This is a genomic window from Streptomyces clavuligerus, assembly GCF_005519465.1.
Lineage (GTDB): Bacteria > Actinomycetota > Actinomycetes > Streptomycetales > Streptomycetaceae > Streptomyces > Streptomyces clavuligerus.
The window spans coordinates 670295-683500 of the sequence record NZ_CP027858.1; the positions used below are offsets into that span (position 1 = coordinate 670295).

At 72.6% G+C, this 13206-nt stretch carries 8 protein-coding genes; all 8 read right to left on the bottom strand.

Features of this window, described 5'->3' with window-relative positions; all coding sequences use genetic code 11:
- Positions 1 to 104: 104 nt before the first annotated feature.
- Entirely contained in the window at positions 105 to 2012 is a 1908-nt protein-coding gene (locus CRV15_RS02715) for an alpha-L-fucosidase (RefSeq protein WP_003957698.1), read from the bottom strand.
- Positions 2009 to 3442, bottom strand: coding sequence for a glycoside hydrolase family 28 protein (locus tag CRV15_RS02720; RefSeq protein WP_003962440.1), 1434 nt, complete (start codon positions 3440 to 3442; stop codon positions 2009 to 2011). The genes CRV15_RS02715 and CRV15_RS02720 overlap by 4 nt, the downstream gene beginning before the upstream one ends.
- 4 nt (positions 3443 to 3446) lie before the next feature.
- Positions 3447 to 5276 carry a hypothetical protein gene (locus tag CRV15_RS02725; protein WP_009997976.1) on the bottom strand — a complete coding sequence of 610 codons (1830 nt, stop codon included), beginning with the start codon at positions 5274 to 5276 and terminating at the stop codon, positions 3447 to 3449.
- Positions 5273 to 6712, bottom strand: coding sequence for a glycoside hydrolase family 28 protein (locus tag CRV15_RS02730; RefSeq protein ID WP_003962438.1), 1440 nt, complete (start codon positions 6710 to 6712; stop codon positions 5273 to 5275). Before CRV15_RS02730 ends, CRV15_RS02725 begins: the two co-directional genes overlap by 4 nt.
- Before the next feature lie 530 nt (positions 6713 to 7242).
- On the bottom strand, positions 7243 to 8244 hold the full coding sequence (locus CRV15_RS02735) for a LacI family DNA-binding transcriptional regulator (RefSeq protein ID WP_009997974.1): 1002 nt from the start codon (positions 8242 to 8244) through the stop codon (positions 7243 to 7245).
- Between the two features lie 274 nt (positions 8245 to 8518).
- On the bottom strand, positions 8519 to 10669 hold the full coding sequence (locus CRV15_RS02740; protein WP_003962436.1) for an NPCBM/NEW2 domain-containing protein: 2151 nt from the start codon (positions 10667 to 10669) through the stop codon (positions 8519 to 8521).
- Between the two features lie 2 nt (positions 10670 to 10671).
- A complete protein-coding gene (locus tag CRV15_RS02745; protein ID WP_009997972.1) occupies positions 10672 to 11733 on the bottom strand; it encodes a LamG-like jellyroll fold domain-containing protein in 1062 nt (353 codons plus the stop codon).
- Positions 11714 to 13183 carry a PQQ-dependent sugar dehydrogenase gene (locus CRV15_RS02750; RefSeq protein WP_003957689.1) on the bottom strand — a complete coding sequence of 490 codons (1470 nt, stop codon included), beginning with the start codon at positions 13181 to 13183 and terminating at the stop codon, positions 11714 to 11716. The genes CRV15_RS02745 and CRV15_RS02750 overlap by 20 nt, the downstream gene beginning before the upstream one ends.
- Positions 13184 to 13206 lie beyond the last annotated feature (23 nt).

Genomic DNA, 13206 nt, shown 5'->3' on the forward strand with positions numbered 1-13206 from the left:
GCGCCGCCGTCCCCTCGGCGCGGTCCGGTCGGCGGCCCGGGCCCGTGCCCCGGATCGGCGCGGGGTCGGGCCCGGGGGTCAGGGACCCGGATCGGCGGCCTCCGTCAGCGGCCCCCGCCGCGCGGATGGCCGTGGCCCACCTGGATCTCGTCGATCTGGAGCTGCCGGTGGAACCGGGGGACGGAGGCACTGGCCCAGGTGGTGTCGACCGTCAGCCGGACATACCGGGCGCTCCGCTCCCCGAGGTCGATGAAGCGGGTGCCGCGCGCACTCTCCAGGACGGCGGTACGGACCGTCTCCCAGGTGGTGCCGTTCCGGCTGAGCGCGACCCGGTAGTCCTTGATCCGGGCGGAGTCCTCGGCCCGGCCGAAGGTCTCGCGGTTGTACGTCGGGGACCACTCACGCTGGTTGAGCCCGAGGAACCTGACCTTCTTGGTACGGCCGAGGTCCAGGGTCACCCCGGCCGGGAGCTGCGCGGCGGAGTCCCAGTACGTGGTGAAGTCGCCGTCGCTCAGGGCCGTGGCGGGGAAGCCCTCCTTCGCCGAGGTCGCGGTGGCCCGCACGGAGCGCGCCGGGTACACGCCCTCGCGGTCCGGCAGGGTGTCCACGGTGAAGACCGTGTCATAGGGGTCCCAGCGGGTGATGCCCCGGATGGTGAGGGTGCCGTCGCGCTGGTCGAAGGCGAGGCGCTCGCCGGTGCGCAGATCGGTGACGCGCCGGACGCGGTGGCCGTTGTCCCGGACACGGACCGCGTTGCCCCGGACCGGACGGGTCGTCACATGGACATAGGAGCGGGTGCGGTCCTCGCGGCTGACGGTCAGATAGCCGTACGCGCCGTCGTTCCAGGCCCCGGGCTGCATCCCGCCGTACATGTAGCCGCCGCCGTCGACCCCGGAGAGGGACTTCCAGATCGGCGGCAGATAGCCCTTCATGAAGTCGGTGAACCGCTGCTGCTGCGGCGGGAAGCGGCCGTCGACCATCGCGGTCAGATTCATCAGCGACTTGATGGAGGTCCCGGCGTTGGCGATGTAGCGGCCCACGTTGAGCCCGGTGGAGACCGGCCGGTCCTGGCCGTCGTACCACCAGGCGCCGGTGTCGGGGACCTTGTAGCAGGACTCCGTCAGCCGGGGCATCGGGGTCCAGATCGCCGAGGGCTGGTCGTAGGGCGGGGTCATCCCGGTCTTCTGCTCATGGGAGACCATGTCCATGATCGGGGTGTCCTCGTTGTTGTTGCTGAGCGTCATGTCCGGGCGGAGCCGCCGGATCTGCTCGTAGAGCCCGTGCTGCTCCCAGTACTCGTTGTCGTTGTCGATCCAGAACCCGGCCAGCTCCCGGTAGCCCTCCATCACCTCGAAGAAGAGGTCGTAGGAGTACTCGCCGAAGCCGGGGCGGGTGGTGAGGTCGACGGGGCGGCCCTTGTGGGCGGAGTAGGCGGCGGAGTCGAGGGTGGTGAAGCCCTGCTCGCTGTGCCACTTGGGGTCGTCGGTCATATAGAGGATGACCTCGATGCCCCGGGCGCGGGCCGCGGTGATCAGCTCGCCGAGGATGTCCCGTTCGGTGGCGCAGCTCCCGGGGACGCGGGAGGGCCAGGGGCGCGCGTAGCCGAGGCGGGAGTGGAAGGTGGCGAGGACGATATAGCTCGCCCGCAGCTTCTTCGCCTCGTCCACCCAGTAGCGGGCGTCCCAGCCGCCGTCGGTGACGGCCTTCTCCCAGGCGCGGCAGTCGGTGTGCAGCGGCCGGGTGAACATGCCCCAGTGGAGGAAGAGTCCGGCGGTGGCGTCGCGCAGCATGCGCTGCCGGTCGGGGCCCTGGGCGTGCTCGGCCGCGGGCCGGGCGGCGCTCGGGGCGGCGGTGGCGGCCGGGGCGCGCGGCCCGGCGGCGGAGGGTGTGGCGAGCAGCACCCCGCCGAGCAGGGCGAGGACCGCCGCCCAGACGACGGCGGCGCCGGTCCGGGTGGCGGGGGTGCCGGTGCGGGGGCCCCGGCGGGTCAGGGGTCCGGTGCTCCGTTTCACGGGTACACCACCTCGGTTCCGTTGACGAGGACATCGCGGATGGTGAGGTCGCGGGCGAAGCCGATGACATTGGCCTGAGCCATGCCGGTGAAGCGGCAGCGCGCGATGTGGACCCCGGTGAACGGGTCGGAGTCCAGGCCCTCCAGGTGGATGGCGCGGCGGGCCCCGTCGTGGACCATGTCCTCGATCCTGATGTCGCGGATGACGGCGGGTCTCTCGCCCTGCTGGCCGGCGTAGCGGGTGGTGAGGTAGACGCAGTCCCGGTCGATGGCGCGTCCGGTGAAGCGGCGGATGTACACCCCGGTGATGGAGCCGCCGCGTTTCTTGTTGGTCTTGATGAAGACGGGGTGGCGGGGGTTGTAGCGGCCGGGGAAGTCGACCGGGTTGATCCGGCAGTCCTCGGCGAAGACGTCGCGCACTCCGCCGGACATCTCGCTGCCGACGGCGACGCCGCCCCAGCGGCCGGAGAAGACGCAGTCCCGGATGACGATGTTCCGGCTGGGGACGCCGATCCGGTGGCCGTCCTCGTCGCGGCCGGACTTCACGGCGATGGAGTCGTCCTCGGTGTGGAAGCGGCAGCCGGTGATGAGCATGTCGGAGGTGCATTCGGGGTCGACGCCGTCGCTGTTGTTGATCCGGCCGATGACATCGACGTTCCGCAGGGTGACATTGCGGCAGAGCACCGGGTGGATGGTCCACATCGGGGGTTCGAGGACGGTGATGTCCTGCATCAGGATATTGCGGCAGTCATAGAACTGGATCATGTTGGGGCGCAGATGGTGTCCGTCGCCGAAGAGCCGCTGGTCGACGGGGACGCCCTCGGTGCCCATCCGGCGCAGTTCGGCCTGGTCGACGAGAGCGTTGCCGCCGGGGTCGCGCCAGCTCTTCCACGGGCCCGCCATGCCCTGGCCGTCGAGGGTGCCCCGGCCGGTGATGGCGAGGTCCTGCTGCCCCCTGGCGTAGATGAAGGAGGAGTAGTTCCAGCACTCGGTGCCCTCCCACCGGGTGAACACCATCGGGAGATAGTCCCGGGGGTCGGTGGAGAAGAGGACGGTGCCGCCCTCCCGCACATGGAGTTCGACCTGGCTGCGCAGTTGGATGGCGCCGGTGAGGAACCGGCCGCGGGGGACGACCACCCGGCCGCCGCCTGCCCGGTGGCAGGCCCTGATGGCGTCCCGGAAGGCCCTGGTGTTCTTGGTGACACCGTCGCCGACCGCGCCGTAGCGGGTGATGTCGAACCGGCGGTTCGGGAAGGTGGGCGGACGGATACGGGCCAGGATGGCGGGGACGCGCTCCCAGGGGTCCTGGGCGAGCCCCGCGACGGTGGTGTCCGCGTGCGCGGCACCGGCGGCGAGCGCGGGCGGCAGCAGTCCGGCGGCCGTCACCGTGCCCGCGACCCCGAGGGCGGTCCGTCGGCTGATGGGGGACATGGGATCACCTCTCCGGGTCGGCGGGACGGGGGACGGCGATGTGGTCGTAGCGGTCCCAGCCCTGGGAGATCCGGGTGTGGTACTTGTCGGCCTCGGCGGCGTCGCGGATCCACTCCCACTCCCCCGTGGCGCCCTGGTCGGGGTGGGCCCGCATGGCGTCGGCGGTGGCCTTCGCGGCGTCGAGCCCGGCCCAGATCAGCCGCCCGAGCTGCGGGGTGCGGTGTTCGGGGCCGCGGACCCAGACGCGGTAGCCGAAGTAGGCCGCGGAGACGCTCAGATGGAGCCGGGCGGTGAGCAGGGTCCGCTCGAAGTAGGCGGTGAGCTGCCGGTGGTGGGCGGGTGAGAGATCCCGTTCGGCCCGCTGGATGTCGCGCAGCGCGGAGCGGGCCACGGACACCCCGTACCGCTTCTCCTTGAGCACATCGCGCAGATAGCCGAGGTTCATCGTGTTGGCGCCGGTGAGCCAGCCGTTGGCGATGACATGGGGGTTCTCGCGCTGCATCACGGCCGAGGTCTTGCAGTAGCCGGGGGCGAGGTGCTCGATGACCCCGGTCCAGAAGTGGTAGCGCTTGTTCACGGTGTGCCGGACGAAGGTGTGGGGCGGGTCGATCCACTTGCCCGAGATGCTGCGGTCGTAGCTGTTGCAGTACGGGTCGTAGTCCAGCCGGGAGTGGTTGGCGTTGTTGGTGCCCAACATGTACATGACCGAGCTGACGATCTCGGGGGACTTCGCGAGCGCGGAGCCGACCCGGGCCGCCGCCTTCGGGCCGTAGGTCCGCGCCGCCCACTCGCGGTGGAGCGCCCCGGGCCGGACCCGGCGGTCGCGGTCGGCGCGGGCGAGGGCGTAGAGGTTGATCTCGGTGGGGGTGCCGACGATCCGGGACTCCTTGTAGCGGTCGGTGCGTGCCACATAGCCGATGACGTTCGGCTGCTTCTGGTAGTAGCGCATCCGGCCGACGTGGTCCTCGACGAGCGCGTTGGCGATCTTCCCCTGGCCGTGGTACTCGCCGGTGGTGTCGTACTCGACGAGGACGGGCCGCTTGATCCGGGTCACCGTGGTGTCCACGGGGTGGGTGAGGAAGAAGTCGTGCGGCATCGCCTTGATCATGACCTTGGCCGCCGGGTTCTCGACCAGGTCGATGGCCTTGATGGTGCGCTCCATCTCCTGCGGGAAGTAGCCGAAGGTCCGCAGATACAGCCCGAGTCCGCGCTCCTCGTTCACCACGTCGGCGACCTGGTCGACGAGGTGGGCGAGTTTGGCCTCCTCGGTGAGGAGCCGGGTGGAGTGCTGGCGCTCGACCCGGGCGCCGGTCTCGATGAAGGTCAGCACCACCGCGTCGACATCGGGGACGAGGTCGAGCATCTCCCGGTAGTCGTTCTTGAACCACTCCCAGAAGGCGGGGTTGTCCAGGTCGATGGTGGAGCCGGGGCCGGTGCGGAAGCGCTCGGGGTAGTGGTCGAGCCGGTAGAGGGCGTGGTCCCAGATCGCCACCTCGCCGATGCCCGCCCGGTGGGCGGCGGCGGTGATCCGGTTGGCCTGGACCCGCCGCCGCTCCTCCCGCACCTGGCGGAGGTCATGGACGATGTGATGGCTGATCTGGAGATGGTTGACGCCGTACGCGGGGGCCGCCGCGAGCACCTCGTCGGCGCCCCGGTCGCTGTCGGACAGCAGGGTCCAGCCGCGGACGGGCGGCCCGGACGCCGGGGCCGTCGCGGCGGACCCGGCGTCCGGGCCGGCCGGGCGGGCGGTCGCGGTCAGGGGCTGGAGCGCCCCGGCGCACGCGAGGGCGGCCACCGTCAGCAGCGCCGCCCAGCGGCGTAATGTCATGATCATGACACTTCTACTCCGTTCACGGTGACCCGGCGCCGGGTCAGCCCCTCGGTGAAGGCGACCGCGTCGGGGCCCCGCACCCCGGTGAAGTCGCAGTGCGCGAGATGGACGCCGCGCAGCCGGTCCGTCTCCAGGCCCACGAGCCGGAGCACGGCACGGGCGCCGTCGATACGGCAGTGGGAGAGGTGGATGTCGCGCACGGAGACGGGGTGGGTGCCGCCCTCGCCGCCGTTGTAGTCCATGTTCACGAAGAGCACCTCGCGTTCGACGGCCTGCCCGCTGAAGCGGCGGACGTAGACCCCGTCGACGAACCCGCCGCGCTTCTTGCTGGCCTTGAGGTAGACCGGGTACTTGACCGGGTAGTGGCCGGGGAAGTCGGGCGGGTTGATCCGGCAGTCCTCGGCGAAGACCCGCCGCACCCCGCCGGACATCTCGCTGCCGACCGTGATCCCGCCCCAGCGGCCGGAGAAGTCGCAGTCCTGGACGACGATGTCCTCGCTGGGCACGCCGACCCGGTGGCCGTCCTCGTCCCGGCCCGCCTTCACCGCGACACAGTCGTCGTTGGTGTTGAAGCGGCAGCCCGTGATGTGCACGAGGCGCGACGCCTCGGGGTCGACGCCGTCGGTGTTGTGCAGCAGGCTCTCGACGGTGATGTTCCGTACCGTCACATTGGTGCACAGGACGGGGTGGACGGTCCACATCGGCGGGTCCACGATCGTCAGATCGCTGATCAGCACATCGCGGCAGCGGTTGAACTGCACCATCTTCGGGCGCAGATAGTGGCCCGCGCCGAAGAGCCGGTCCTTCACCGGGACGCCCTCGCTGCCCATTTTCCGCAGCAGTCGCTGGTCCGGCCCCTGGAGGGTGCCGGTGCGGTACCAGCTCTCCCAGGGGCCGCGGCGGGCCTGCCCGTCCAGGATGCCCTCACCGGTGACGGCGACGCCGCGCTGGTTGTGGGCGTAGACGAACGGCGAGTAGTTCCAGCACTCGGTCCCCTCCCAGCGGGTGAGGACGGCGGGCAGATAGTCGGCCGGGTCGGGGCTGAAGGCCAGGATGCCGCCCTCGCTCACATGGAGGTCGACCCCGCCGCGCAGATGGATCGCGCCCGTGACGAAGCGCCCGGCGGGCACCAGGACATGGCCGCCGCCCGCGCGGTGGCAGGCCGTGATCGCGGCCCGGATGGCCGCCGTGTTCTTCGTGGTCCCGTCGCCGACCGCGCCGTACTGGGTGATGTCGAACCAGCGGTCGGGGAAACGGGGCGGCCGGATACGGTCCAGGATGTCCGGCAGCCTGCTCCAGGCGGCCCGGGCGGCTGCCGCCGGATCGGACCTCCGGATCTGCGCGTCGGCGACATCGGAGGCGGCGACGGGCAGGACGGTGCCCGCCGCCAGCGCTCCCCCGGCCCTCAGGGCCGAGCGACGCGAGGGGTGCGGATGCATGTGGCGTGTCACCTCTTCAACAGGGGTACGGGTCGTCAGCCGGCGGTCCGGTCCTCCTGCGCCCGGGTCACCGGCTGGGTGGGGTCGGCACAGCACGGCGGGAATCCCCCGCGGCTGCCACGACCGGGGTGCGGTCGGTGCCGCGCTCGGCGAGCCGGTCGCGCGGCACCGGCCGGCCCCCGTTCCCGGCCGTGCGCCCGGCTCCGGTCCGGGTCCGTGCGGGGGTTCGCGTCCGGCACGGCGCCGCCGCCGCGGGCCCCGGGCGTCCGACGTCCGGGCCCCGGCCCGGGGGGCCGCCCCGGGCCGGGGAGTGCGCGCCGCTCACCCGGGGCATCCCCGCGATGTGGCGGGTGCCGTCCGAACCGGAGCCACCGCCGTCGGCAGCCCCGCAGCCGGCGGCGGTCACCGCGAGCACGGTCCATGCTGAACGGTGGCTCAGTGGAAGGGACATGGCGTCAGGCACCCCTCTGGGTGAGATAGCGCTTACTCAGCCCTGTGCCCGAACAAAGTCCACCCCGCCCGGGGTCCTGTCAAGAGAGTGCGCCGGTGGAACTGCGGACCCGCAGCTCAACGGGTACGGTTTCGGGCTCGATATCGTCCCGCCCGGCCATGATCCGGCCCAGCGCCCCGCCCGCGATCTGCCCCAGCCGATGGCGCGGAACCGCTACCGTCGTCAGCGGCGGCGCGGAGAAGCGCGCCATGTCGATCTCGTCGAATCCGGTCAGCGAGATGTCGTCGGGGACCTTCACCCCCAGCTCCGAGAAGCGGGCGAGCACCCCGAGGGCGACGAAGTCGTTGTAGGCGATCACCGCGGTCGCCCCGCTCTCCAGCGCGGCGGGCGCGCCCGCGTACCCCTCGTCGGTGGTGGAGCCGCAGGGCAGGGTGATCACCTCCAGGCCGAACGCCTCGGCGCCGGAGAGTGCCCGCAGCCGCTCGCTGTTGGCCCACGCGTGCTCGGGGCCCTCCAGGAAGAGCACCCTGCGGTGGCCGAGCCGGGCCAGATGGCCGCAGAGCGCCATGATCCCCCGGAAGAAGTCCACCGTGATGGAGTGCAGGGCGAGCCCCGGCACCTGACGGTCGGTCACCAGCATCGGGGTGCCGCGACCGGCCAGCGCCGCCAGGTCGGCGCGCGGCATCCGGGGCGAGCAGAGCAGCAGCCCGTCCGCGTACCGCAGCAGGTCCTCGGTGAGTTCCCGCTCCACCGCCGGATCCTCGCCCGAGTCCATGACCAGGACCCGGCTGCCCGCGTCCCGGGCCACGGCGGAGACCGCCTTGATGATGTCGTGGAAGTAGGGGTTGGCCAGATCGGGGACGAGCACACCGATCGTCCCCGACCGGCCGCGCGCCAGCCCCTGGGCGGCGGCGCTGGGCCGGTAGCCGAGGTCGGCCATGGCCGAGCGGACCCGTTCGGCCAGCCCCGGCGCGACGGTGTCCACGCCGTTGAGGACCCGGGAGACGGTCGCCACCGACGCCCCGGCCTCCCGCGCGACATCGGCGATCGTGACTCTCTTCGCACGCTTCGAGGCAACCATCAGGACCGCTCTCCTTCGGGCACACGGCTTGCGCGCGGTGGACACGGTGATGAGAAACCGGTTTCCCGCCCCAGGAACGTAGCAGAGTCCATGGCGCGCGGTACCGGTCGTGCCGTCAGGAAGTGCTGGCAGAGGGCCCATGGGCCCGGCCGCGCGCCCGGCTGGAGCGACCGCGCGCCCCCGGGCGGGACGGGACGGGGTACGCGGGACGGGGAAACCCCCCGGCCGCGCCCCGCTCCCGCCCGGACCGCCGGGCGGCGTCCCGTACGACCCGTCAGGGGGCGCAGGTCAGCACGGGCTCCGCCCAGTCGATCCGGTCATAGCGGTTGGTATCGGGCCCGATGGTGCCCACCAGCCGCAGAAAACGTGCCCCGCTGAGGTCCGCGGTGAGGCTGACGGCCGGGTCGCGCCAGGTCAGCAGTCCGCTGTCGGCCCGTTTGACGCCGTCGGCCCAGATCTCGGCCGTCGCCGTGGCCTGTTCCGGCTCCCTCGGGTCGCGCTCGTCGTCGATGCCGACGTCGGTGGTGAGCTTCGAGCAGCGGCCGTCGAGAAGATAGACGAGCTGGACGGGGGCATGGGTGCCGAGCCCCTTGGCGTAGCGGACCCCGTTGACGGTCAGGGGCCTGCCGTCGCGGGCACGGGGCCCGCCGTTGGACATGTCGCGCTCCACGGGGCCGTAGCCGTTGCTCGCCCAGGCCCAGGTGAGGTCCCCCAGGCCGGAGACCCCGGCCGGGACGGGCGCCGGGACGGTGAGGGTGTCCGCGAGCGTCCGCCGCACGGTGCCGTGGCCCACGGCCCGGTAGTCGAGCGCGACCAGCAGCCCGGCCGGGCCCGGCGGGGCCCCCGAGGGCACCTGGACGCGCCAGCGGGTGGTCAGCGGCCGTCCGCCCGGCAGGATCACGTCGGCCCGCTCCGCGTCCAGGGCCCGGACCGTCCAGCCCCCGGGCAGCCGCAGCGCCAGCCGGGCGGCGAACAGCGGCAGCCGGCCGTCGTTGCGGACGGTCGCCTTCAGCGCGAAGACCCGGCCCGCGCGGATGATGGTGCTCGGCACGCCCTCGGCCTCCGCGGGCAGGTCGAGCGTGAGGGAGGCGGCGGGCGGGGCCTGCCACCAGTCGCCGCCCGGGGTGATCCGGAACAGGGCCGTGGCATGCGCGGGCAGGGTGGCGCCGATCGCCCCCGCGGTGTGGGAGGTGTTCTTCTGCCACAGATCGCGGATCGCATACCCGGAGCGCTTCGGCAGCCCCAGTTCGGCGGCGGTGGTGGCGATCGCGGCGCTCTGCTCGGTCTCGTTGAAGAGGGCGACCGCGAGATCCCCGTTCGCCAGCGGCTTCGCCAGCACCCAGTGGCCGTTCGCGGAGCGCACCACCGTGGCCTGCACGCCCAAGGGGTCCTGGTCGACGGCGATGACCTCGCGGTCGGCGAGGATGTCCAGCGTCCCGGGGGTCGCCTTGCGCAGATCGGTGCCGATCAGCAGGGGCGCGGCCATGACGGACCACAGGCTGAAGTGGGAGCGGTACTCGGTGTCCGTCATCCCGCCGTTGCCGACCTCCAGCATGTCGGGGTCGTTCCAGTGGCCGGGACCGGCGTACCGGGCGAGCGGGGCGTTGGCCTTGAACAGCCCCAGCATGGACTGCCAGCTGTCGTTGATGTCGCCGGTGGTGCGCCAGAGGTGGCCGACGTCCCTGCCCCACTCCCAGGGCTTGTTCTGGCCCCACTCGCAGATCGAGTAGAGGATGGGACGGCCGGTGGCGCGCAGCGCGTCCCGCATCTTCGTGTACCGCTCCAGGGCGGGCCGGTTCTGGTTGTTGCAGTTGTCGTACTTGAGATAGTCCACGCCCCACTCGGCGAAGGTCCGCGCGTCGGTCTCCTCGTGGTCCAGCGAGCCGGGCATCGTCTTCGCGCAGGTCTGCGTCCCCGCGCTGGTGTAGATGCCGAACTTGAGGCCCTTGGAGTGGACGTAGTCGGCCAGCGCCTTGATCCCGCTCGGGAAGCGGACGGGGTGGTGGGTGAGCCGGCCCCCGGCGTCCCGCCGCTCCGCCGCCCAGCAGTCGTCCACGTTGACGTACTCGTACCCCGCGGCCTTCAGACCGGTGGAGACGAACAGGTCGGCGGTGTCGCGGATCATCTTCTCGTCGATGGCGCAGCCGGTGGAGTTCCAGTTGTTGAACCCCATGGGCGGGGTGCGGGCCAGCCCGTCCGGGAGCCGGGGCGAGCCGTTCGCGCGGGCGGCCGGGGGCCGGGGTGAGCGGTTTGGCCACAGGGCCGGGGGGACGGGGGCCGAGGCGGCGGGCGCCGCCGGGGCGCGGGCGGCGGGCTCCCCGGCCGCCCCGCCCGGCGCCCCGGCCGCCTGGGCCGGGACGGTGAGCAGCGTGGCGGCCAGTGCGAGCCCCGGAAGTCCCACCAGGGGCCGGAGAGTCGAACGCATGCCTACCCTCTCTGTCGGGTCGATCGGTACCGTGCCCTGACCTCGCCGGTGGTGAGCGCCCGGTCGAGGAACATCAGATCGTCCATCCGGCAGGCGCAGGGGTTGCCCTCCCGGGTGTTCTGCGGATAGCTGCCGCCGATCTTGATGCCCCGGGGGTCACTGGGCGACGCGGTGTCCGGCTCGGGCGGGCCCGCCACCTCCCAGGGGTCGCCGGGGCGTACAGAGGAGCCGGGCAGCGGGCGGCCATTGCGGTACAGCCCCATGGCGCCGGTGTCGAAGTCGAAGGTGGCCGCGAGATGGGTCCAGCGGCCGTGCGGCAGCAGGGTGCGCCAGTCCTCGTCGGCGGCGAAGGTCTGGGAGCCGCCGCTGTCGACACGGCGGCCGAGCGCCACCACCTTCAGCACCCCGTCGACCTGGATGAGTTCCAGCAGGGCGCGGACGTCGTGGCCCTGGGAGGTCCCGGAGAGCACCCCGGCGAGCCCGACGGCCCCGTAGCGGTCGGCGGGGTCGGCGGAGTTGGAGTTCGGGGCCGGATTCTCACCGGTCGGCTTGAACCAGCCCATGACGGTGATCTGCCGGGCCGCGTTGAACGCCCGCAGCGAGGGCACCCCACCGACGGCGTACACCCCCGCCTTCCAGTCGTCGTTGCCCCGTTCGGCGGGGGTGATCTGTCCGGTCTGGAGGACCGCGCCGCGCCGGTCGTCCCGCACCCGCTGCGCGGACCCGCCGTTGACGAGCGTCAGCACCGTCCCGGAACGGCCGAGGTCGCGCTCGCGCGCCGGGTCGCCGGGGACGGGGTGGGAGAAGTCGTAGTGGGCGACGGGCTGCCGCCCGGAGCGCGGGTCGGGCACGGTGTCCCGCGCCGGGCCACCGTGCCCCTCCTTCACCGGCCCCTTCACCGGCCCGGCGACGGCGGAGCCGGACAGCGACGGCAGCAGGGCCAGGGCGAGCGCCACGAGCGGCGGCGCGGCCCGGCGCCGCAGGGCCGCCCCGGCCACCGCCGCGGCGGAGCGGCGGACCCGCCCGGGAGCGTCCGGCGTCCGCTCAGGGGGCGATGGCGACATCGGTCACCTTCCAGATCCTGCCGTTGGCCTTGGAGAGCACATAGATCGCGCCGGATCGGTCGGTACCGAGCCGCAGATCGACGCGGGCGTGCCCGGCCAGGTCCCGCATGGTGGTCGGCGCGCCGGACGCGTCGAAGAGCGGCAGTTGGTAGGTGGTGGCCATCGGCCCGCCCCGGCGCATCTCCCGTACGTCGGACGCGAAGATCCGCCCGCCCACGCCCTCGGCGTAGAGGTACTTCCCGTACAGCTCGGGAATCCGCCACCCCCGGTAGACGAACCCTCCGACCAGGGCGTTGCCGCTGTCGCCGCAGGGCCGGTCGGCCCGGGGCGTGTGATCGAAGGCGGCGACGGGATACGTGTACCCGTACCGGGCGTCGTCGGCGGGCAGCGCGAAGACCCCGCAGGTCGGATTGTCGGCCTTGCGGTACGCGAAGGGGCCCTCGCGGTGGCTCCAGCCGAAGTTGTCGCCCGCCCGGACCTCGTACACCGAGTCCACCCGGTGCTCGCCGATGTTGCCGGTGAACATCTGCCCCCGGCCTGCCGTGTCCCAGCTGAAACGGTGGGGGTTGCGCAGCCCGTACGCCCAGATCTCCCCGAGGGTGCCCGCCTCGGGCGGGTCGGACGCGAAGGGGTTGCCCGCGGGGACGCCGTACTTGCCGCCGGGGCCGTCCCGCCTGTCGGGGTCGATCCGCAGGATCTTGCCCTGGGGTACGGAGAGATCCTGCGGCACCGTGCCGCCCGCGCCCGCCGCGCCGTCGCCGACGCCCACGTACAGCAGTCCGTACGCACGGCTCCAGCGGGGGGTGCGGGGGTTGAAAGCGATTTCCTGGATGGTGTGGTATGTGTTGGCGAAGCCCAGGCGCATCACCTCGCGGCGGCTGCCGCTGAAGGTCGCCGCCGCGGGGTCGTCGGCGGTCCACTCGGTGATGACGCTGTGCAGCCGGGCGCCCTGCGGGGCGGGCAGATCGGGCGTTCTGGTGGTGAGCGCGTCCCGGCCCTCGGTGTGCGCGGTGTAGAAGACGCCGTTGTGCGCGAAGCCGGGGTGGAAGGCGACGGAGCCGAGACCGCTGCCGAGCCCCTGATGGGACCAGAAGTCGGGGCCGACGGCCGTGCCCACGTCCAGATAGGGGCGGGAGGCGCCCGCGCGGTCGACGAGGTACAGCGTGCCGTTGAGGTCGGGGACATAGAGCCGGCCGGAGCGGCCGGGCACCTCCCCGAGCTGGGCGATCCGGGCCCAGCGCTTGAGCCGGGCGTCGGTGGGCGGCGGCACCGGCGCGGACTGCGGGAGCGTGGCGAACTCGGTCAGCACCAGACCCTGCCGGGACGGTGTCGGGTCGGGTAACGGATCGGCGATGGGGGACTCGTCCCCGGCGTGTGCTGGAGGAACGAACAGTGCGATGAGCAGGGCCCCGGCGGATATCGCCAGCCGGGCTCTTCGTGGCGTGGGCATCCCGTTCACCTCATCGGTCGATG

Bases quoted from the DNA above. Each gene is read 5' to 3' on its own strand.
- CRV15_RS02720 (WP_003962440.1), bottom strand. From the start codon at position 3,442: ATGTCCCCCATCAGCCGACGGACCGCCCTCGGGGTCGCGGGCACGGTG.
- CRV15_RS02725 (WP_009997976.1), bottom strand. From the start codon at position 5,276: ATGATCATGACATTACGCCGCTGGGCGGCGCTGCTGACGGTGGCCGCC.
- CRV15_RS02730 (WP_003962438.1), bottom strand. From the start codon at position 6,712: ATGCATCCGCACCCCTCGCGTCGCTCGGCCCTGAGGGCCGGGGGAGCG.
- CRV15_RS02735 (WP_009997974.1), bottom strand. From the start codon at position 8,244: ATGGTTGCCTCGAAGCGTGCGAAGAGAGTCACGATCGCCGATGTCGCG.
- CRV15_RS02740 (WP_003962436.1), bottom strand. From the start codon at position 10,669: ATGCGTTCGACTCTCCGGCCCCTGGTGGGACTTCCGGGGCTCGCACTG.
- CRV15_RS02745 (WP_009997972.1), bottom strand. From the start codon at position 11,733: ATGTCGCCATCGCCCCCTGAGCGGACGCCGGACGCTCCCGGGCGGGTC.
- CRV15_RS02750 (WP_003957689.1), bottom strand. From the start codon at position 13,183: ATGCCCACGCCACGAAGAGCCCGGCTGGCGATATCCGCCGGGGCCCTG.